Genomic DNA, 19825 nt, shown 5'->3' with positions numbered 1-19825 from the left:
ATGACCTTATCGTCTCAGTTATTTGAACAAGCGCAGGCTCTTTTTCCTGGCGGAGTCAATTCACCGGTCAGGGCGTTTAAATCGGTGGGCGGAATACCAGTCTTTTTCAAAGAAGGGCAAGGCGCTTATTTGATTGATGTAGACGGCAAAAAATACATCGATTATGTCGGGTCCTGGGGCCCCATGATTTTAGGGCATTGCAATAAAGACGTGGTCGAAGCGGCTCGTGAAGCCCTGGGTCATTTTTTAAGTTTTGGCGCACCCAGTGTTCAGGAAATACAATTAGGCGAGCGAATAAGGGCATTGATGCCGGCACTTGAAAAAATCCGTATGATGAATTCAGGCACAGAAGCGGCAATGACGGCCATCCGTCTGGCTCGCGGATATACTGGACGCAATAAAATCATAAAATTCAAAGGCTGTTACCATGGTCATAGCGATTGCTTATTGGCAAAAGCGGGTTCGGGTGTGTTGACTTTAGGCATTCCCTCAACGCCTGGCGTTCCCGCGAGTGTAACGGAGCATACCTTAATTGCTGATTATAACAACCTCGATGAAGTGGCGTTGCTGTTTAAAAATTATGGCGAGGATATCGCGGCGATTATTATAGAACCGGTCTGTGGCAATATGGGATTTGTATTACCGCAGGAAGGATTTTTACAAGGACTTAGAGCGTTGTGTGATCAATATGAGGCCTTGTTAATCTTTGATGAAGTAATGACTGGATTTCGTGTGGCCCTTGGAGGGGCACAATCGCTTTTCAATATTAAACCGGATCTAACCACGCTTGGAAAAGTCATCGGCGGTGGCATGCCTGTCGGTGCCTTAGGCGGACGAGCAGACATTATGGATTACTTAGCTCCCGTCGGCGGCGTTTACCAGGCGGGAACCTTGTCAGGTAATCCTTTGGTCATGACCGTGGGCTTAGCGACAATTGATCAATTGGCTGCCCCAGGCTTTTTTTACCGCCTATCTAAAACAACCGACTCCTTAGTGCGTGGCTTTAATGACCTAGGAGAGCGTTTGGGGATCCCTCTGCATGCTCTTTCCAGAGGCGGGATGTTTGGTTTCTTTTTTAATCCTAAAAAAGAAATTGCCAATTTTTCCGATGTAGCAGAAGGCAATGAAGCCTTATTCAATTTTTTCTTCCACGGCATGCTCGATAAAGGGATATACCTTGCTCCATCGATGTTTGAGGCAGGATTTGTCTCCATTTGTCATGGTCAGGACGACATTGATAAAACCTTGTCCGCCGCTGAAGAAACGCTGAACGAGGCATTAAGAAAAAAGTTTAATGCCTCCGGTGAGGTTTTAAGTTCTCACCAGGAGGCATTAACTCAAACAGCGGACTATTTCAATCACATCGGCTTTGAGCGTTGGAAATTAATCTACAGCGCGAGCGATAAAGCCAATTTCATTCAAAAAAAGATTAGACAGGGCCATCAACAGGTTGTGGAAAATTTGATTGGTTATCTGGGGAAGACTGACAATATCAGGAATAAAAGCTTTTGTGACGCCGGTTGTGGGGTGGGTATAGTCGCTATTGAACTCAGCAAGCAATCACCCTCTGCCATTGTTGCATCGGATATTTCAAAAGCTATGGTGACTGAAGCAAAAAACCGCTATTCACAACAAGGCAATCGAAAGATCAACGCCCAATTTATTGTTTCCAATTTAGAAGACTTGCAAGGGAAATATGATAATGTCATCTGTCTCGACGTGATCTTTCATTACCCGCAGCCTGTAGCGGAACAAATGGTCGATAAACTATTTCAGTTGGCTGATAAGATGGTCATTATTAGTTTTGCTCCTTACAGCGTATTGTTGGCGACTTGGAAAAAAATAGGGGAGTTATTACCGGGTGCAAAGAAAGCAACTCGTGCCCATCTGTTAAAAATGAAACCATTCATTAATCTGGCAAAAAAATACAATTTCAAGCCTGTTTTTATTAAAAAAACCAACGAGTTTTTTTATTACTCCACACTGGTTGTTTTTGAAAAAAACGAGTAGCTTAACGGTTTAAATGCTACGGAGACGCAACAATGACCCCATCACTAATTCGGATGTTTCTATCAGCACGCTCTGCATATTCAGTGTTATGAGTGACAATCAATACCGCTTTCTGTTCTTCATGCGCTAACTTCATCATGAGTTCAATAACTATTTCGGCATTGACAGAATCCAAATTTCCTGTCGGTTCATCGGCAATGATAATCGCCGGATTATTGGCTAAGGCTCTGGCTATCGCAACCCGTTGACGCTCCCCTCCTGACAGTTCATTGGGTCGATTGTTGATTTTTTTTTCAAGGCCAAAATGGCAAAGTAAGGCTTTCGCCCGTTCAAAAGCGGCGTGTTCTTTCACACGATTCAGTTTACGCATCGGCAGTAAAACGTTTTCAATCGCTGTAAATTCCTGGATTAAAAAATGAAATTGAAAAACAAAACCTATTTTTTCCAGACGTATTTGCGCTAATTGCTCGGTGCTTAGTTGATTGGTGGCCTGGTTTTCAATGAGGAGATTACCTGCAGTGGGTTTATCAAGCAAACCCAATAAAAAAAGCAAGGATGATTTTCCCGAACCGGATGGGCCGGTGATGGTGACAAATTCACCCGGATAAATCGCTAAATCTATATTTTTAACCAATTGAACAGGTATTAATTCAGAGCCTAAGACTTTGCTTAAAGAGACGGTTTCTAAAACGGGAGTGGCTTGATTCATTAGGTATCTCCCCGAATAATGTCAACCGGCAGTAAGGCTGAGGCCCTCCGAGCGGGTATAATGGCGGCGAGGATGGATATGGTGAGTGCAAACAAGGCAGAAATTAAATAATTGGTGAAGCCCTTATTCAGCACAAAGCCTTGGGTTTTGGTGAAACTGGAGTTTTCAAAACGAATAGCCGATAACATTTCAACCAATGAAAAACCAATTAACCAACCAATCAGACAACCCGTAATACCAATAGTAATGCCCTGCAGCAGAAAAATGGTGCGAATGTCTTTTACCTGAAAACCCATGGATTTTAATATGGCAATGTCTTTCTTTTTTTCATTCACAATGGTTGAAATAATGTTGTACATGCTGAACAGTGCAATAGCTAGGAGAGCCACAGTACAGGTGTATAACACGCCATTTTGAATGGTGAAGACCCTAAAAATATTTTGATTAAGTTCTTGCCAACTTTGGGTTTTATATAAGTAGGTATTTTCGATGTCCTGAGCGATTGTTATGGCGTTTTGTACATTACCTGTCACCCGCATTTTGATTTGGTTTAAGGTATTTTTTTTCTTGACCAAAACTTGAACTTTATTGAGCAGCATATAGCATTGTTGATCATCCTGGGAGGCAATGCCGCTGCGGAATAAGCCGATGACTTTGGTGTTTAATTTATTCCCTTGATTGGATGTTGCAAACAGGCTGTCGCCGGGTTTAACCCCAAGCTTTTTGGCCAGGCCTTCACCCAGAATAATCCCATTTGGCGTGGTATAAAAATCGGATAACTTCGCGCCGTTGAGCAGTTGTTCATTCAAGTGGGTGATTTTTTCTTCTTTTTTGGGAATGATGCCATACAACAATGCGGTTACTGTTCGGCTGCCCACTTGTAAAAAGACTTCTTCGCTTAATACAGGCGATACGTCGATGTCGGTGCGCTGCGTCAATCCGCTGATGATCCGTTGAGAGCCGCGTATGCCGCGGTTATCATTTTTAGGTTTTAAACCAATCATCTGCACATTATCCGGATGGTTAAAGTAGAGTTCTGACGGCTGTTTGGACACAGTGCGGAATTCATCCTTAAGGACGATATGCGGTGAATTATTAATCACCTGTTCGGTAAAATACAGTTGCAGCCCCTGCAACAGGGCGGCGAGCGCAATGTAAAAGCCCACGCCAATCGCAACCCCGAGTACGGCAACCGTGGTTGCCCGGCGATGGTAGTTTAAATACTTGTTCGCAATCGACAACAGAAAGAACATAATCAGTGCCTCAAGGATTGGGCAGGATTTAATAACAAACGGTCGGTTGCTTTGATATTATCGCTGATAAGTTGTACCTTTTGTAAGGTGGTAATTCCGGTTTTTACAGCCACCGGTTCAAAACCCTGAGCCGTTTTGCGGTAAACTTTGCCTTCATAAACTGTAGTCAAGGGCACCATCAAGGCATGATCAACGACTTCGGCCACGATATTGATTTCCACCGTCATGCCTATCAATAATGGGGTATTGTCAGGCAGGCTAATCCGTACTCGGAATTGCCGCGTTTCAGGATCCCCCTTCGGGGTAATTTTCTTGACTTTTCCTGTCATGACCTGATTCGGGTATGCATCGGATTTGATGAGTACCAATTGACCGACGTGCACCAAAGGAATGTCTTCCTCATCCACCAGGGCGGTAATCTGTAAAGGTCTCGGCTTGCCCACCCAAAAAATGGTGGTGCCGCTTTTTGCTAACTCCCCGAGCTCAATGTCCTTTCGTAACAGGATGCCGTCAATGGGTGAAACCAGGGTGATGCGGTCAAGCAATTTCTTTTGACCCTCATAATTGGCGAGGGCCTGTTCATAATTGCTCAGCGCTTCCTCTGCCGCGGTGACGCTGACTAAATTTTTTTTCAATAGCGCCTGATAGCGTTCATTTTCTTTTTTTAGATAATCAAGTCGTGAAAGAAAACTCGTCAGTGCGGCTTTTTCAACGCGGTTATTCTGGTAAGCCAAGACCTGTCCTGCTTTGATTTCCTGCCCCTCGGTCACATTGATTTGCTCGACCGTGGCCGTTTTGCTGGCCGCAATCTTGGCCCACTTGACTGGCTCCACTTCGCCGGTGGCATAGACAATTTTTTCGGCTTTTTCTAACGTGGGATGAATGGTTTCCGCTTCCTTGGCATGGAGAAAAAAATAGAGCGAGAAACCAACCAGTAGAAATAAGGCCATGAAGACTAATTTTTTCATGTCGCATTCTCTTTTAATGGCAAGGTTTGTCTTTAAAAAGGCCTGACTTCCACCATAACGACGATTAATATCAATAGCAAGGTTGGAAATTCATTAAATAGCCGGAAATAAAGGGTCGATTTAGTGTTTTTATCTTCCGCAAATAAACGGCGGTAGTGGCCAGAGAGCAGGTGATAAGCCCATAGCACCACCACGGCCATGAATTTGACATGCATCCAGGGTTGCGATAGATAATAAGGCCAATTGGCGTATAGCAAGATTAAACCCAATATAGTGGCTATAATGCCTGCGGGCCAGATGATGCCGTAATATAAGCGCCGTTCCATGATTTTAAAGCGTTCGATGCTGATTTGATCGCTGCTTTGCGTGTGATAAACAAATAACCTGGGTAAGTAAAGCAAGCCCCCAAACCAGGCGACAATGGCCACAATATGAAAAGATTTAACCCATAAAAACCACATACCTGTTCCCTTGTTATTATATAGACGGTTAAACAGACTCATTTTAAATGATATAACATCTTCACCGTATGAATTCAAATCAGGTCATGTTGAGCTTACTGGCCGACAATTGAATCAGCATGCGCCTTAAGGATTCGTATTTCATCCGTTCGGGTTCAAATTCCTCATCCGCGGAGTATTTGAGGATAATGGATTTATTAACCATGATTTCCGCGATGTATCCCATGGACCAAAAGGGAAAATCCCTTTCCACGATATCCTGACACCCAATGATTAATAATTTGTGATGTCGTTCATCCCGGGAAATGAGATGATATAAATTCGATATGGCGACAGCGTCACCTTCCAGTATCTGCACAAATTTAAACTTGTTAAACAGTAAGACGCCGGTAATATTATATTTTTTATTGTTGGCGGAAGCATGTTCCCAGATGGCCTCAATATCCTCCGTTTTTACCTGCGGTAAAGCGCTGCTCGTATAAATCAACTGTTTCAAATCCATGACGTTCCCTTTGTTAGCCAGTTGTTTTACCTGTCATTGACTTTTTTGGTCAACAGGTAATTGTTGTTGTGTCTTTCAATCAAGGCACGTAAATCACTAATGGTTTTCATGTCATTGTCTTTACAACAATGCCGTAACAGTATAGTACACAAATGCATCATGGTGCCGGATAATTCTTTCGTTAATTTTTTGACATGTTTCTCGGGATTAGCTTTGAAATCAACGTCATTAAGTGTTTGAGAGATAACATTATCCAGGTAATTTTTAAGGACTTCCCGTTGCGGCTCAATGATTTTACTCATGTAGGATTTGTCGAGTATCTGCTGTAACGAAATGACCTCTCTATTAATGAGACCGTCAAGATACTGGTCAAGGTCGCCATATTTGCTTCTATTCTCCTCTTCCGAGACGGAAGCCAGGTCATCGACATCAAAGTAGTTGACATTGGGGTATTGCCGGATTGACGAGTCGAAACTCCGGGGCAAAGAGGCATCCGCAATATAAACCTTCCTGTTCGGGTTAAATTCGCAATAATCCCTGTCTTTTAAGATGGGTTGATTGGTATTGGTTGCCGAAAAAATGACATCAACATTGAAAAGATGGGGGGTAATGTCATCAATATGAATCACCGTGGCTATTTGCTTTAACTCATCACAGACCCTTTCCGGATTATGCGAGGCGACAACGATTTGATTGGGTTGATAAGGGATGAGGTTAGTCAGGACTTCCTTGACCAGTTTACCGGTGCCGATAAAAAGGTAATTTTTGTTATAGTGATCGGTATATTGCGCCTCAAGTTCATGGAAAAAGCATTGCGTAATCGATGACATGGGTAAAGCAATATGGTTTTGAATGGCTTTTGACACCTGAAAACTGTAGGCGTAAATTGTTTCCAGGGTATGGCCGATGAGGTTATTCTTTTTGGCTTCCAAAAACGCTTGTTTAACCTGGCCATTGATATTTTTTTCACCATAAATTTTGGCCTCCAACCCGGCCACTACTCGCATGATGTGTTTTAAGGCATCAATACCTGACAGATCAACAAAATAATTCAATAACTCTTCAAGACTGGTTTTAGTCCGTAATGAAAGCCAGGAATAGACAATGCCGGGATCGGAGACAATGCAGACGATTTCAAACCGGTTACAGGTATTGAGGATGCAGGCTTCATTTACAGTTCCCAACTCGCACAACTCATGCAATGCGAGTGAATATTGTTCCGGGGACATGCTAAATCGACTACGCACTTGAATATCATAATTTTTATGAGATAAACTGATACAATGCAATCTCTTCATACAACGCCACCTTAAACATTAAAGAAAAATTTGCAATTAGGTTAAAGTGTTAAGGGACATACACAGGTTATAGTAAAATATTGCACACATAGCAAGAAATTTAATCAGCTATCGTCTATAATTACTTCGCGCCTTTCGTTGTGGATATCCTATGACTTTTTCCCCGGGTCCATACCAGAGAAGACTGCGTTATAATCCGGGTATAAAAGACCTGGTACGAGAAAACCACATCCATTTAGACTGCCTCATTTACCCTCTTTTTGTTAGCCATGGCAAAAAAATCAAAAAAGAAGTATCGACTATGCCGGGATGTTATCCATTGTCTAAAGACCTGTTGCATGAACTGAAGGAGAGCATCGCTTTAGGCATCAAAACAATTCTGTTGTTTGGCTTACCTGCACACAAAGACAATCGGGGTTCTGATACCTGGAGAATGAAGTCTAACGCTGTCAACCGAGGAGCGATATGGATACAAACCATCGATTCATTCGGGCATTAAAACGACAACCTGTGGATAAAACCCCGGTTTGGATTATGAGACAAGCAGGACGTTATTTGCCTGAATACCTAAAGACTCGTGACAAAGCCGGTGATTTTATGACCCTTTGCAAAACACCTGAGCTAGCCTGCGAAGTGACGTTGCAACCCATTACCCGCTATGCGCTGGATGCGGCCATCTTGTTTTCTGATATTTTAACCATTCCGGATGCCATGGGCATGGGGGTGAGTATCGTTGAACAGCGCGGGCCGGTCTTTGCGAAAACCATCAAATCATGGGCTGACGTAGAGGACTTGCCTGCAATCGATCCCGGTACAGAGTTAAACTACGTCATGGATGCCGTTCAGTTGATTAAATCCTCCCTGGCGGGCCGCCTGCCGCTTATTGGTTTCTCCGGCAGTCCGTTTACTCTGGCAACCTACATGGTTGAAGGGCAGGGCACCCATACTTTTTACGAAATTAAAAAAATGCTCTATAGCGCTCCGGAATTATTGCATCGGTTACTTGCCAAACTCACCTCGTCCATTCAATCCTATCTGCATGCACAAATCACGCATGGGGTGGATGCCGTCATGGTTTTTGATACCTGGGGTGGGGTGTTATCGACTCGGGATTACCACCAGTTTTCTTTGGTATATATGCAGGAAATTGTCAATTACCTTAAAACGCAAGCCCCGGATATTCCCATTATTCTGTTTACCAAAGGTGGGGGGCAATGGCTGGAGACTATCGCGGAAACGGGATGCCAGTGCGTGGGGTTGGATTGGACCTGCGACATGAATGAGGCAAAACGTCGGGTAGGAAAGCAGGTGGCCCTGCAGGGCAATCTCGATCCTGTGGTGTTATTGGCGCCTCCCGCTGTGATTATTGAAAAGACCAAACAATTACTCGACGATTACGGTGAGGGTCCCGGCCATGTTCTCAATTTGGGCCACGGTATCCTGCCTCATATACCGCCTGAACACCTGGCGGCATTGATAGAAACTGTCAACGACTATAGCCTAAAATTTCATAAAAACGGCGTGGTAACCTGAACGCAGGTGGCGTGAGCCTTTCCTGTACGCGAAAGACTCACCAGACGCGCCTTAGGCCTTTACGCCCAAAGGCAGGATAATATTAATGGAATTGCCGGATTGCCATTGCACCGCACCGCCTTTACCATTGGTCAGGTAGTAGGAGACCGTGAAGCGGGGCTCTGTCGGCAGATTGCTGACATAACCGCAGGTAACGCGCCCGTTGGTGCTATTGTAGCTGACGACTTCATTAAAATAATTGTTCAATTGCGTCGGTAAATCAGTGGGCACGGAATCCGATTTGAAATAAATCAGGTTATTCTGCGACAATAAATTCTCATAACCGTAGCCAGCAATGTAATCACCGAAATTGGTCAACGCATTGCTTCCTATTGACATGGGACAGAAAATATCCACCGTCACGCCAATGGGGCTGGCATGGACTAAGGAAGTTAAGGCTAAACCAGAAATTAACGACACCAACGCTTTCTTTTTCATCATCCGTCCTTCTGTTATTAAATACCGCTTCCATAAAATGAAAATTAATAATGGGGTAGGGAGGCGATGTTGTCAATCCGCCTAAAAAAATATTTATTTTCAGGTAGATGGATAAAATTGGCAGGGTCTTGAAACAGGCTTCATTGCAAGGGATAACGATGCGGATTGCAGGTGTAATACTCGTCAGTGTAGTGCTCGACAATGTAATTGACCATCGCAATAAAGTGCAGATCATGGCTGTACAGCGGGCTGCTCTTCAGTGAGAAAATAATGTCGCGGATGAGCTGACTTTCCTCCTCATCTTCCGAGGGGCTTCTGACGATTGACTCGGCAAGATCCTTTAAGTGATGAATAGCCTCAGGCCTGGTTTTAAAAAACGGGGTGAGGTGCGTGTCGGGTGGAATATAGTCTTTCAGCAGGTAAAAAATAGCGGTCAACGCCCGTGGGATCCGGCAGGCAATGAAGTGTACCCTAAGATAGCAGGCTATGGCCGGTTGATTTGTGTTTTTCGCAATCAGCATGGCGTCCAGGATGGTCTCTGGATCAATGGCATTACTCATGTTGAGTTGGCAGAGTTGGAAGACAACCGAATGTTGCCGGGCACGAACAGCCATTCTCAAAAACTCACCTGCAGCAGGCCAGCCTGGTTCCTGCAAAGCGCCTATTTGTTCAAAAATATTCCATTGTGAATGCTTTGCCGCTTGATGGAGTATGAAATTAACACCGATTTGGTGAGGCCTCAACCCAGCGGCATACAGACGGTCAATGGCTTGCCATTGACTGGCTTTTGCAAGGGCCGTGAAAACCCGGGTACGCATATCTTCGTTGACTCCCATGCGACATAAGGAAACCATGAGGTCCCACTGATGGCTGGACGATGAATGAAAGACGTTCTGCAAGGCGGCATGAATGGCGCCGGTACTGGGAAAATGATGCGGTGGTCCAAGATGCGAGAGGCTCTTTATCAACTCGAGGCGTTCTGAAACAACAGCGGCAAGCAGTACCGTATCAAGGCATTGTTCACTCACCTGGTCATTGCACTGGATATGGCACAACCTGTCAATGATCTGCCAGCAATGCTCGACTTTGTCGGGCTTCCTGTCTTTGAAAAGAGCAATACCTTGGAGGGCGCTGAGAATGGCTTGATCCAATAACCCTTCTGGCATGTGAATCAGTTTAAGGCGGTCGCAAAGGGATTGAACGGTATTGATCAAGCCATTTCCTGATGCGCGAATCAACCGTTCTGAGTCAATGTTTACTGCCATGGATGTGTAGAACAATTCGATCAGGGACTGTTTCTAATTTTAGACTATACGGTATTTTTTTAAATGATGTGCGTGTTTAATAATCTATTCGCGCTTATTATAAGCAGATTATCAAGAGGATTGTTAGCCTTTAATGTCGCTTAAACAAAATGCTATGCTATCGCTCCCGGATCGGATTGTGAATGCCTATGCTGGTATCTAAACACATTGCTATGCTCATTGAAGATTGCATCAAACAGAGCCACATCCATGTCACGCGGTTATACCCTGCTCAGGCTGTTTTGGAAATAGCCGGCGGAGCCGCCTGTTTTTCAGGGACAGATTCTTTTCTGACGCAGGTGATTGGCTGGGGATTTGCCACTGAAAGGGATCGGTTTGGCGACGAGATTACAAGCATAGAGCAATTTTATCGGCATCAGGGGAATCCCCAGGTGGATATCGAACTCTGCCCACTGGTTTCGCACTGGCTTCCTTTGCAGCTGGGTAAACGCGGTTACCGGTTGACGGAAATGAATACCATTTCTATTTTTGATTTAAGGCAGCAGGCGATACAGCGTCCGGACAACACCCCTTGCCTTATACGGCCGGTGCAACGCAGTGACTTGGGTGCCTGGGCCAGGGTTGTCGCGCATGGCTTTAACTGCCTGGATGCAGAAGAGCATTTCTATCATTATGCCTGCGCACCGAATGTGACCGCATTTGCCGCCTGGGTGGACAATAACCTCGTGGCGGGAGGGACTATCGCCATTCATAATGGCATCGCCGATTTGGGTGTTACCAGTACGCTGCCTCTTTATCGCGGTAAAGGCGTGCAAAAAGCTTTGCTCACGAGCAGGCTGCACTTCGCAAAAGAGCAGGGAGTCTGGCTTGCCGCCGTGACGACCGCGCCCGGATCGGTCTCTGAATTGAATTGCCAAAAGGTGGGATTTCATTGTGCGTATACGCGGGTGAAACTGACCTTAAGCCTTGAATAATCACTTCTTTTTTATTTTTTAATTGCCCAGGCCTGGTTGATTTTGATATCATTTGTAAAATTTTTAAACCATAAGGTATCTATGAAATATCTAGCCAGTGCATTGGCGGTGCTGAGTCTACTCCTTGCCAACACCACGGCGGCTTCAGACAGCCACTTGCGTGAAAAGATTGGGCAAATGCTCATCCTGGGTTTTGAAGGGAAAACGGTGGATGCGCATTCTCCTATTCTTCAGGCTGTCGCTGAGGAAAACATTGGTGGGGTGATTCTATTTGACTACAATGAGCAAACCACGACCTTTGATAAAAATATTGAAAGCCCCAACCAGGTTCAGCGTTTAAATCAAACCCTGCAAATCGCCGCAATCAAGGCCAACCGCGCACATCACCGCAAGCCGCTGCCCCTGTTGATTTCAGTCGATTATGAGGGCGGTGAAGTAAATCGTCTGAATGCCAGATATGGCTTCCCCGCTATCCCGTCGGCTGAGGCTTTTGCGCAATTAAACGATGCCAGAGCCCATGAACTGGCTGAAACCATGGCCGTGACTTTAACGAAAAACGGTTTTAACCTGGATTTTGCCCCGCTGATTGACCTGAAGGTGAACCCGGACAATCCCGTTATTGGCCTAAAACACCGCAGTTTTTCTGCTGATCCCACGGTAGTGGCTCATTATGCTGGAATCGTTACCAGCCATTTACGGGCACATGGCCTGCAATGCGCCTATAAGCATTTTCCCGGGCATGGCAGTTCAACGGCCGACTCTCATGTCGAGTTTGTCGACGTGTCGCAAACCTGGACAAACAGGGAGTTAAATCCTTACCAACACTTACTGCGCAAGCCCTTGTCTTGCGGTATGATCATGACTGCGCATATCGTTAACCGCCAACTCGACGACTCCGGTTTACCTGCCACCCTGTCTCATAAGGTATTAACCGGCCTTTTACGCCACAGGTTAAAATTTGATGGGGTGATTGTAACGGATGATATGCAAATGAAAGCCATCAGCAATCATTATGGTCTTGGGAAGGCGTTGACGCTCGCCATTAATGCCGGGGCTGACATGGTCATTTTTGGTAATCAGTTAAGTGCTAAACCGCAAGAGGCTAAGGCTCTGGTTGACTTGATTGAGGCGAAAGTCAAAGCCGGTGAAATCAGCGAAAAGCGCATTAACGAAGCGTATCGGCATATTGTTGCGTTTAAGGGTTCACTTAGAAGGGATTAATTAATTGCAGAAAACTATGACGCGCTGCCTGGCGCTCGATGCATTTCGTGGCTTGACGGTAGCTTTGATGGTGATCGTCAACAGCCCCGGTAATCAAACGGCTTATTCCTGGCTTGAGCATTCACCCTGGCATGGGTGTACGCTGGCGGATCTGGTTTTTCCGTTTTTTATTCTGGTGATGGGGACTTCTTCCGTATTCAGTCTGTCTAACGCATTGTCCCGGGGCCTGACCTTAAGGCAATTGCTGCCCAAAATTGCCAAACGCACCGCCATGCTTTTCTTCATCGGTCTGTTACTAAATGCGTTTCCACATTTTGATTGGCTAAATCTTCGTGTTTATGGTGTATTGCAGCGAATCGCCTTATGCTATTTTGCCGCGTCCCTGTTTTATTTAACCTGTACGGCAAGAACCCAGATTATGCTCATTGCCGCCCTGTTGATTGGCTACTGGCTCCTTCTTGGTTTTATTCCCGTCCCTGATACGGGTTTGATTACATTGAGCCTTGAAGGAAACTGGGTAGGGTATCTGGATCGGGCGTTATGGGCTCCGGGGCATCTGTATACTGGCCTGTTCGATCCTGAAGGATTACTGAGCACCGTCCCGTCAATTGCTACGGCCCTGATAGGAAATGTATTAGGAATTTGGCTGCTTGGCGGATCACGCCCCGAATACAAAGCAGGCATCATTCTGATGATGGGATTGATTTTGGTGGCTATTGGCGGTTTCTGGGGGCAGTTTTTTGCCATCAACAAGGCATTATGGACCAGTTCCTATGTGATATGGACGGGCGGTGTGGCCTTACTCCTGTTCAGCGGTTGTTATTGGCTGATTGACATCAGGAATCGCAGACTGTGGTGTACACCATTCCTTGTTTTCGGTACACAGGCGCTTGCAGTTTATATCCTTCATGTTCTGTTTTTAAAAATCCAGGCGATGATTAAATTCACACTGGCTGATGGCAGCGTGGTAAGTACAAAACTCCTGATTACCCAGACCTTGTTTGGCTGGGCGAAAGCAGAGAATGCTTCCCTGCTCTATGCCCTGCTTTACTGCGGATTATGGTGGACTTTAGCCCTTTTGAGGCAGAAAGCGCGCTTGCCAAATGGGCTTGTGCGTGCCGCTTCAAACGGGTAATAGCCTATTTTTTATGATCAATAACCAGCGTTAGGCCTTGACGGTAAGCTCGGCAGGCGCCTGCCGAATCGTTCAATTCCTGCAACAGATTACCCAGCTCCTGGTAGGCTTCTGGCGTGGGTTCAAGTTCTATGCTTTTTTCAAAATAGGTGCGCGCTTTCCCCCACAGGTGGTTGTGGGTGCTTAATCGTCCCAGGCAAAGCAATAACTCTGTGGAGTCCGGGTGTTTTTTTAGCAGCGATTCTGCAAAGGTCAGTTGTGATTCGCTCACGTTTAATTGGCCATACAGAGTAATCACGAGTGGACTGTATTGTTTACGCAGGGTCTGCCTTAAAATGGATTCTGCCTGGGTTTCCTGTGTGTGTTTGGCTAAGTATCGGCAATATTCGGCCATCAGTTCGGGGTCATAAGTCAGGGCTTTGGGTAAACGGTTTATCAGCTGGGTCAGGGCTTCGCTCTGATCGGCCTTGGCCAAATCAGACAAGGCTTGCAGATAGGTCTGATGCTGTAAGCTGTCATAGTCAGCACCCGTTACCACATGGTATTTTTTCAACTCGGGCAGAAGCTCAATCAATTGCGGCCAGTCCCTGACTTCCTGATAAAGATGGATTAACAGCTTTAAAACATAGGGATGCTTGGGGGCTAAATCCTGCAGGTGCCGTAATGTGGCTAAGGCTTGTTCCCATTGTTTGTTGGCTAATTGCAATTGGGCCTGGGTTAATTCCACTGCAATTTTAGCGTCCGGCATGGATTGCTGGGCTTCGCGCAAATAATGATCGCGCAATTGGTTATCCCCCATTTCCTGCGCGGCACGGGCAGCCGTTAAGTAGTTAAGCAGGGGCGTTTCTGCATTGGGAAGAGCTTTAATCAGGTTATTGCGGGCAGCGGACCAATAGCCTTCACTGAATTCAATCAATCCTCGCCGTGTCTGGGCCTGAGCATGTTGCGTGCGGCGCTTATGCCGCCAGGCTTTATAGGCTCGGGGGGTGCGGCTTAGACGGGCCCCTAAAAGAAACAGGTAATGCAGCAGGAAAAAGCTGAGCAGCACCAGGATAATCGCCACCCACAGGGTGGTTTCCACTGTCCAATGGTTAATGGCAATGAGCAGATAGCCTGGGTCATGGCTTAGCTGGATTCCCAGCCAGACGGAGGTTAACAGAACAATGAAAATGAAGAAGAGCCGTATCATCATCAGTTACCCTCTTCCGTTGAAGCAGGTGGAGCGGCAGGCGGTGAAGCGGCCGCGTTGTCTTCAATCAATTGATTTAAAAGCGGCAGGGATTGACCAATGACTGGGCGGGCAGGATTCAATGCCGTTTGTTTTAACGTGTGTAATTCCCGCACCAGCGATTGGGTGGCCGCTGCCTTTTTTTCAAAGGTGCGATTAATGTCTTTCAAAGCCTGGGTGAGTGATTGTTGATAAACCTGGGCGTTATTCTGCAATAGTGCCCACTGCGCTTCCTGCAGGTTCATACGGATGCTTTCCCGAAGCAAGGCCTGATGCAACGGTGAAAGTATGGGTTTGATATCGTCTGTTTGATGGCGGACCACCACCAGTTTCTCCAACAGATTGAGACTCTCCTTAAGCCTTTCCCGCCAGGCAGAGGGTGTGCTTTTTTGAGCAGCAGGGAGGGTATTGCCTGAAGGGCTGCTGATGCTTTGCTTAATCGGCAACTTGGAAACGATGCTTTGCGCCGCGTCAAGCTGGCTCATCAATCCAGCAATATCGAGCGTGGGGGAGGCTTTCACGTCGGCAATTTCTTTGGCAATGGCCTGGCGGACCTCATAGAGCCGTTGGTCAGACAAGGTTTTTAGGAGATCATCTGCCTGTTGTAAAAGGGCTGTTGTCGTTTCCTGATTGTCTGTCCAATGCGCATTGATTTGTGCCAATTCAAGGTAATAGCGTGCCTTCAGCAAGACCCAATCCTGCTTTTGGTAGAGCCGCTGCGCCATGGCGGTGTCAATGTGTTTATTCAGCTCGGTCATGCGTGCTTGCAGTCTGCTTTGCGTGGATTTAACCTGCGCCTGTAATTCAGTCAGCTTTTGCTCATGGCTTTGCTGCTCCTGGCTGATGCTTTCAAGCGTCGCTTCAAGACGCTGTTTCTCCTCATTGATTTGGCGCGATTCTGAAAGGGCATACCAGGCTAAACCAAGTGACAGGGCTGCGGCTCCCAGCGCAGCAAAAGGCAGCAGCGGCCAGTGTAACCGACGTGACTCGCCTTTTGCTTTAGGACGCTCAGGCGAGGCTTCGGACGGCACAGGGTGAGGAGCGTCATCACGGTGTTTTGTCATGGGCAAGTCCTTGTTGAATGAGTTGAATATCCATTATCGCGTTGAGTGATGAACGATAATTGTTCCTATAAGAAACATGGCTTTATAACTTGTCATTAGTATAATAGCCAAGGTGCCATTGTGCCACGCCGTTTATGCAAATTTTTACTTGCAATGCAGGCATTGATCGCGTGGCTGCCCAAGCTTGACATTGAACGGGCGGTAGTCAATTCTTGCTGTAACAGTCAGTCTGAAGGGATGCAATGGGCAATTTCAAAAAGGCCGTGACCTATCTTGATCATTCAATGCAGCGCAGTCTGTCGCATGCCGCGCATCAGCTCGTTGCCGTTGGAATTCTTGCCTTTGCGGGTTTCCCTCTGTTTTACTGGATTTGGACAGACTGGTTTCCCCAACCCTATGAAAATCTGGGTTTAAGGCTTATTGCAAGTTTATTGGGATTAGGCCTGGCCTTAACACCCTATTGGCCTTTGCGGTTAAAGCCTTATCTGCCCTGGTACTGGTTCATCACCATCCTCTATGCCTTGCCTTTCTTTTATTCCTATTTTTTTTTAATGAGCCACGCCAGCGTGATTTCAGCCATGTCGCTTTTATGCAGCGTATTCCTTCTGGTATTGCTTGTTGATGTCCCCACGATGATTATTCTTCTGGTGCTGGGTTGGGGGTTGGCGCTGCTTTGCCATTATCTGACCGCCCCGGTGGTTTATTTTGGCGAGGAACACGTCGAGATGCTGCTGGTGGTCAGCTTTGTTATTATTGTCGGTTCGACGGTGAACTATAAAACGGCCATGCTGCAACAGCAGCGTTTGGACGGAATGGCTGCGGCTGCCGGTATGATCGCGCATGAATTGCGAACGCCCCTTCTTGGCATTAAAAGCGGAGCCGTGGCGATGGCGCGCTACTCACCGCAACTTTTTCAGGCGTATCATTTAGCCAGTGAAAAAGGCCTGCTTAACCATGCTATCCGCGCCAATCGTCTCCAACAGTTAGCCGGCATCCATGAGCGCATCGTCAGTGAGATTGATTATGCCAATACCATTATCGATATGCTCCTGGTCAAAGCCGGGCGTGAAAATTCCCTGCAAAATTGTACGCTCGAGGCTTGTTCCATCGCAGATTGCCTGGTGCAGGCGCTGGAGCGTTATCCGTTCAAAAGCCGTGAAGAACGCCAACTCATCAGCTGGCATGGCGATTTTAACTTTTACGGTTCGAGATTATTAATGCAGCATGTGCTGTTTAATCTCATTAAAAATGCATTGTATGCCATAGCGACCGTGCAAAAAGGAGACGTGGTTATCTGGGCGGAAGAAGGCGAAAAATGCAATTTCCTTTATTTCAGGGATTCTGCAAAAGGCATGTCTGAACAGCAATTGGCGCGTTTGTTTAATCCTTTTTATACGACTACGTTTATGGGGACTGGCCTCGGTCTGGCTTTTTGCAAGTTAGTGATGCAGCGTTTTGGCGGAGATATCCACTGCGAATCGGCAGAAGGGGTCTATACTCAATTCCTATTGACATTCCCCAAGTACAACTGATATTTATTTGGCAAAAAGATTAGCCTATGTTATTTTTATAAACACGTTGTAAGGCCTGATCATTCAGGTGACATGGATATCGCCTGTTCCGCAGTAAATACCATTTTGTCAGCGCTTATAACTGGTATTGTTATTGGAACGCTTGCTCAGGAGGAGCTATGCAACATTATTCAATTCCCACCTGTTATTTTCCAAGTACTGCCTTGTTTATCGATGACAGCCGCGATTTTTTGCTGAATTTTGTCCTGCAGTTGGATGAGGGATTGGCTTACCGCATGTTCGATTCACCGTTTGATGCACTGGATTGCATTCACAGAAAACGTGGCGAATCAGAAATGCTCAGTCAGCGTTGCCTAAGCGAATACACCGAGACTAAAAATTGCCCGCTGACCAATCAAACCATCAACCTGAACTTGGCAGCGATTCATGCTGAAATTTATAATCCACGCCGTTTCGCGGAAATTTCAGTCGTGGTCGTGGATTACGCCATGCCTGGCATGGATGGCATTGAGTTCTGCCGCCGCATCGCCGACACCAATATCAAAAAAATACTGCTGACAGGCAAGGCGGATGAAAAAGTAGCGATCGAGGCGTTTAATCAAGGTTTAATTCATCGGTACATACAGAAAAGTGATCCACTTGCCGCTGAGTTGATCACCAGGAGCATTTATGAATTGCAATGGCAATATTTTCAGGCCATGTCGGATATGATCGTGCGCATGCTGTCAGTGACGTCGCCAAGTTGTCTATACGATAAACAATTCGCTGAATTTTTTAAGCAATTACGTGAAGAAAAAGGCATTGTTGAATATTACCTGGCGGATAATTCAGGCAGTTTCCTTCTGCTGGATGACGATGCCCGTGTGAGTTTCCTGATTGTAAAAAACCAGTCGGATTTACGTCTGCATTATGATTTGGCCCGCGACAACGGTGTGGATGGCCCGGTGCTTGAGCAATTATTGAATGGCGATAAAATTCCCTGCCTGTGGCAAGCCAACAGTTTAAATTCGAATTGGGAAAATAATCTCGTAGCGGCCCATCCGCTCAAGGGAGAGGATACCTATTATTATGCCTATGTTCAGGGCCCGGCATTATTTGAGGTCAAGGAAGACAGAATTCTTTCATACCATCGCCATCTCGAAGAGGTGGATGCTGAAGAATTATTACTGCTTTAATATCGGCCTGACCGGGCATCTTGATGCTGGAAATGCGCCCGGCTTGCCGGTATCATGTTGATTATTCTATTTTAAAAGGACACGCCTATGCGTTTTGGCTTTTTAATTCTGCTCACAGCCTTATCTTCAGGCGGTTATGCTTTGGACGATTTCGACAAACAACAGATCATTAACCGCATTAAACCGGTCGGGAGTGTACGCGTCCAGAAAGACGATCAGGCACAAACGCCATCCACGCAGCCTGTGCAGACCGCCGCAGTCGAAAAAAAAGAGCCGGGTCAGGCGGTATATGATCAGTATTGCAGTGTCTGCCATCGAGACGGGGTGGCTGGCGCGCCTAAATTTCGTGTCGAAGCCGAATGGAAAGCGCGGCTTGCCGCTCGAAAAGACATCAATGGTCTGACGGCCTCTGCCATCAAGGGCATGAATGCCATGCCGCCGAAAGGAACCTGTGTGGATTGCAGTGATGAGGATATTAAAAACGCGATTCAATACATGTTGCCTCAATCATGAACCATTCGCTTTACCGTTTTTGGCAACTGGTGCTGGTATTTGTGACCCTGTTTGTTTTGGCGGCATCCTTTTATTTTCAACTTGTCAAGGACTTAACGCCCTGTCCCCTTTGTCTGATGCAGCGTTTTAGTGTGATGGCGTTACTGGCTTTCACCATGATGTCCTGGTTTTGGGGGATGAGTCGCGGGGGAAAATACATTGCTGGATTGATTATTACCTTTGCGATTGCGGGTTTTTATTTTGCAGCCCGTCAGATTTGGCTGCAATCGCTGCCGCCGGAACAAACCCCCGCCTGTTTGCCTGGCCTTGATGTTCTAATGCGGTATTTTCCCTGGCAGGATGTGGTACATGCTCTGTTTTGGGGCGCTGGGGATTGCGCGGAAATCACCTGGTCCTGGTTGGGATTATCCATGCCGGCCTGGGCGGCGCTTTATTTTCTTGCCATGGCCATTGCCGGAGTAATCAACTGGATGTTGTTGAGCAAACGCTAGAGTTTCTGGTCAAATG

20 protein-coding genes and 1 pseudogene are annotated in these 19825 nt (G+C 46.3%); 11 read left to right on the top strand and 10 right to left on the bottom strand.

Annotated features, from left to right (window positions below; genetic code table 11):
- Together hemL and bchM are read left to right on the top strand one after the other, a co-directional pair.
- Positions 1-1275, top strand: a pseudogene (gene hemL, locus Lery_RS15665) (glutamate-1-semialdehyde 2,1-aminomutase); the annotation flags it as partial.
- Positions 1267-2010, top strand: coding sequence for a magnesium protoporphyrin IX methyltransferase (gene bchM / locus Lery_RS15660; RefSeq protein ID WP_237759189.1), 744 nt, complete (start codon positions 1267-1269; stop codon positions 2008-2010). The pseudogene hemL and the gene bchM, both read left to right, overlap by 9 nt.
- Before the next feature lie 16 nt (positions 2011-2026).
- Here the strand turns inward: bchM and Lery_RS08295 are convergent, their stop codons facing one another.
- From Lery_RS08295 to Lery_RS08270, 6 genes are all read right to left on the bottom strand, one after another.
- Entirely contained in the window at positions 2027-2719 is a 693-nt protein-coding gene (locus tag Lery_RS08295) for an ABC transporter ATP-binding protein (RefSeq protein ID WP_058526776.1), read from the bottom strand.
- Positions 2719-3972, bottom strand: a complete 1254-nt coding sequence (locus tag Lery_RS08290; protein ID WP_058526775.1) for an ABC transporter permease — start codon at positions 3970-3972, stop codon at positions 2719-2721. The genes Lery_RS08295 and Lery_RS08290 overlap by 1 nt, the downstream gene beginning before the upstream one ends.
- Positions 3973-3974: 2 nt before the next feature.
- The gene (locus Lery_RS08285; protein ID WP_058526774.1) at positions 3975-4940 is read right to left on the bottom strand and encodes an efflux RND transporter periplasmic adaptor subunit; all 966 of its coding nucleotides are present in this window, start codon (positions 4938-4940) and stop codon (positions 3975-3977) included.
- A 32-nt stretch (positions 4941-4972) separates the two neighbouring features.
- The gene (locus Lery_RS08280) at positions 4973-5401 is read right to left on the bottom strand and encodes a CopD family protein (protein WP_058526773.1); all 429 of its coding nucleotides are present in this window, start codon (positions 5399-5401) and stop codon (positions 4973-4975) included.
- Positions 5402-5480: 79 nt separating this feature from the next.
- Positions 5481-5903, bottom strand: a complete 423-nt coding sequence (locus Lery_RS08275) for a BLUF domain-containing protein (RefSeq protein WP_058526772.1) — start codon at positions 5901-5903, stop codon at positions 5481-5483.
- 26 nt (positions 5904-5929) lie between these two features.
- A complete protein-coding gene (locus tag Lery_RS08270; protein WP_058526771.1) occupies positions 5930-7201 on the bottom strand; it encodes a glutamyl-tRNA reductase in 1272 nt (423 codons plus the stop codon).
- A 151-nt stretch (positions 7202-7352) separates the two neighbouring features.
- On the opposite strand from Lery_RS08270, the gene Lery_RS08265 reads away from it, so the two are divergent.
- Positions 7353-7700, top strand: coding sequence for a hypothetical protein (locus tag Lery_RS08265; RefSeq protein WP_058526770.1), 348 nt, complete (start codon positions 7353-7355; stop codon positions 7698-7700).
- A complete protein-coding gene (hemE, locus tag Lery_RS08260) occupies positions 7667-8734 on the top strand; it encodes a uroporphyrinogen decarboxylase (protein WP_058526769.1) in 1068 nt (355 codons plus the stop codon). The genes Lery_RS08265 and hemE overlap by 34 nt, the downstream gene beginning before the upstream one ends.
- A 51-nt stretch (positions 8735-8785) precedes the next feature.
- Here the strand turns inward: hemE and Lery_RS08255 are convergent, their stop codons facing one another.
- Positions 8786-9214 carry a hypothetical protein gene (locus tag Lery_RS08255; protein ID WP_162262961.1) on the bottom strand — a complete coding sequence of 143 codons (429 nt, stop codon included), beginning with the start codon at positions 9212-9214 and terminating at the stop codon, positions 8786-8788.
- A 137-nt stretch (positions 9215-9351) separates the two neighbouring features.
- Positions 9352-10476 carry a hypothetical protein gene (locus tag Lery_RS08250; RefSeq protein ID WP_131751033.1) on the bottom strand — a complete coding sequence of 375 codons (1125 nt, stop codon included), beginning with the start codon at positions 10474-10476 and terminating at the stop codon, positions 9352-9354.
- A 182-nt stretch (positions 10477-10658) separates the two neighbouring features.
- On the opposite strand from Lery_RS08250, the gene Lery_RS08245 reads away from it, so the two are divergent.
- The 3 genes from Lery_RS08245 to Lery_RS08235 all read left to right on the top strand — a co-directional run bounded on the left by Lery_RS08245 (position 10659) and on the right by Lery_RS08235 (position 13806).
- Positions 10659-11450 (top strand): GNAT family N-acetyltransferase, encoded by a 792-nt coding sequence (locus Lery_RS08245; RefSeq protein WP_337589164.1) that lies wholly within the window; start codon positions 10659-10661, stop codon positions 11448-11450.
- 81 nt (positions 11451-11531) lie between these two features.
- A complete protein-coding gene (locus Lery_RS08240) occupies positions 11532-12671 on the top strand; it encodes a glycoside hydrolase family 3 protein (protein WP_058526766.1) in 1140 nt (379 codons plus the stop codon).
- Positions 12672-12675: 4 nt separating this feature from the next.
- Complete coding sequence (locus Lery_RS08235) at positions 12676-13806, top strand: acyltransferase family protein (protein ID WP_131751032.1); 1131 nt, start codon at positions 12676-12678, stop codon at positions 13804-13806.
- A 4-nt stretch (positions 13807-13810) separates the two neighbouring features.
- Here the strand turns inward: Lery_RS08235 and Lery_RS08230 are convergent, their stop codons facing one another.
- Both Lery_RS08230 and Lery_RS08225 read right to left on the bottom strand, forming a co-directional pair.
- The gene (locus Lery_RS08230) at positions 13811-14995 is read right to left on the bottom strand and encodes a heme biosynthesis HemY N-terminal domain-containing protein (RefSeq protein ID WP_058526859.1); all 1185 of its coding nucleotides are present in this window, start codon (positions 14993-14995) and stop codon (positions 13811-13813) included.
- Between the two features lie 2 nt (positions 14996-14997).
- Entirely contained in the window at positions 14998-16098 is a 1101-nt protein-coding gene (locus Lery_RS08225; protein WP_058526764.1) for a uroporphyrinogen-III C-methyltransferase, read from the bottom strand.
- A 242-nt stretch (positions 16099-16340) separates the two neighbouring features.
- Here Lery_RS08225 and Lery_RS08220 point away from each other — a divergent pair, with 242 nt between their 5' ends.
- From Lery_RS08220 to Lery_RS08205, 4 genes are all read left to right on the top strand, one after another.
- The gene (locus Lery_RS08220; protein WP_058526763.1) at positions 16341-17630 is read left to right on the top strand and encodes a sensor histidine kinase; all 1290 of its coding nucleotides are present in this window, start codon (positions 16341-16343) and stop codon (positions 17628-17630) included.
- 158 nt (positions 17631-17788) lie between these two features.
- The gene (locus tag Lery_RS08215) at positions 17789-18805 is read left to right on the top strand and encodes a response regulator (RefSeq protein WP_058526762.1); all 1017 of its coding nucleotides are present in this window, start codon (positions 17789-17791) and stop codon (positions 18803-18805) included.
- 87 nt (positions 18806-18892) lie between these two features.
- Positions 18893-19318: a c-type cytochrome gene (locus tag Lery_RS08210; RefSeq protein ID WP_058526761.1), complete on the top strand. Its 426-nt coding sequence runs from the start codon at positions 18893-18895 to the stop codon at positions 19316-19318.
- On the top strand, positions 19315-19809 hold the full coding sequence (locus tag Lery_RS08205) for a disulfide bond formation protein B (RefSeq protein ID WP_058526760.1): 495 nt from the start codon (positions 19315-19317) through the stop codon (positions 19807-19809). The genes Lery_RS08210 and Lery_RS08205 overlap by 4 nt, the downstream gene beginning before the upstream one ends.
- Positions 19810-19825: the final 16 nt, after the last annotated feature.

Origin of the sequence: Legionella erythra, assembly GCF_001467615.1 — a bacterium.
Lineage (GTDB): Bacteria > Pseudomonadota > Gammaproteobacteria > Legionellales > Legionellaceae > Legionella_C > Legionella_C erythra.
Note: the sequence above shows the minus strand (reverse complement) of the source record. Positions and strands in the feature narration are given on the sequence as shown.

What these genes read in the sequence shown, in the direction of transcription:
- Lery_RS08295 (WP_058526776.1), bottom strand. Translation starts at nt 2,719, where the DNA reads ATGAATCAAGCCACTCCCGTTTTAGAAACCGTCTCTTTAAGCAAAGTC.
- Lery_RS08290 (WP_058526775.1), bottom strand. Translation starts at nt 3,972, where the DNA reads ATGTTCTTTCTGTTGTCGATTGCGAACAAGTATTTAAACTACCATCGC.
- Lery_RS08285 (WP_058526774.1), bottom strand. Translation starts at nt 4,940, where the DNA reads ATGAAAAAATTAGTCTTCATGGCCTTATTTCTACTGGTTGGTTTCTCG.
- Lery_RS08280 (WP_058526773.1), bottom strand. Translation starts at nt 5,401, where the DNA reads ATGTGGTTTTTATGGGTTAAATCTTTTCATATTGTGGCCATTGTCGCC.
- Lery_RS08275 (WP_058526772.1), bottom strand. Translation starts at nt 5,903, where the DNA reads ATGGATTTGAAACAGTTGATTTATACGAGCAGCGCTTTACCGCAGGTA.
- Lery_RS08270 (WP_058526771.1), bottom strand. Translation starts at nt 7,201, where the DNA reads ATGAAGAGATTGCATTGTATCAGTTTATCTCATAAAAATTATGATATT.
- Lery_RS08265 (WP_058526770.1), top strand. Translation starts at nt 7,353, where the DNA reads ATGACTTTTTCCCCGGGTCCATACCAGAGAAGACTGCGTTATAATCCG.
- hemE (WP_058526769.1), top strand. Translation starts at nt 7,667, where the DNA reads ATGGATACAAACCATCGATTCATTCGGGCATTAAAACGACAACCTGTG.
- Lery_RS08255 (WP_162262961.1), bottom strand. Translation starts at nt 9,214, where the DNA reads ATGATGAAAAAGAAAGCGTTGGTGTCGTTAATTTCTGGTTTAGCCTTA.
- Lery_RS08250 (WP_131751033.1), bottom strand. Translation starts at nt 10,476, where the DNA reads ATGGCAGTAAACATTGACTCAGAACGGTTGATTCGCGCATCAGGAAAT.
- Lery_RS08245 (WP_337589164.1), top strand. Translation starts at nt 10,659, where the DNA reads ATGCCTATGCTGGTATCTAAACACATTGCTATGCTCATTGAAGATTGC.
- Lery_RS08240 (WP_058526766.1), top strand. Translation starts at nt 11,532, where the DNA reads ATGAAATATCTAGCCAGTGCATTGGCGGTGCTGAGTCTACTCCTTGCC.
- Lery_RS08230 (WP_058526859.1), bottom strand. Translation starts at nt 14,995, where the DNA reads ATGATACGGCTCTTCTTCATTTTCATTGTTCTGTTAACCTCCGTCTGG.
- Lery_RS08225 (WP_058526764.1), bottom strand. Translation starts at nt 16,098, where the DNA reads ATGACAAAACACCGTGATGACGCTCCTCACCCTGTGCCGTCCGAAGCC.
- Lery_RS08220 (WP_058526763.1), top strand. Translation starts at nt 16,341, where the DNA reads ATGGGCAATTTCAAAAAGGCCGTGACCTATCTTGATCATTCAATGCAG.
- Lery_RS08215 (WP_058526762.1), top strand. Translation starts at nt 17,789, where the DNA reads ATGCAACATTATTCAATTCCCACCTGTTATTTTCCAAGTACTGCCTTG.
- Lery_RS08210 (WP_058526761.1), top strand. Translation starts at nt 18,893, where the DNA reads ATGCGTTTTGGCTTTTTAATTCTGCTCACAGCCTTATCTTCAGGCGGT.
- Lery_RS08205 (WP_058526760.1), top strand. Translation starts at nt 19,315, where the DNA reads ATGAACCATTCGCTTTACCGTTTTTGGCAACTGGTGCTGGTATTTGTG.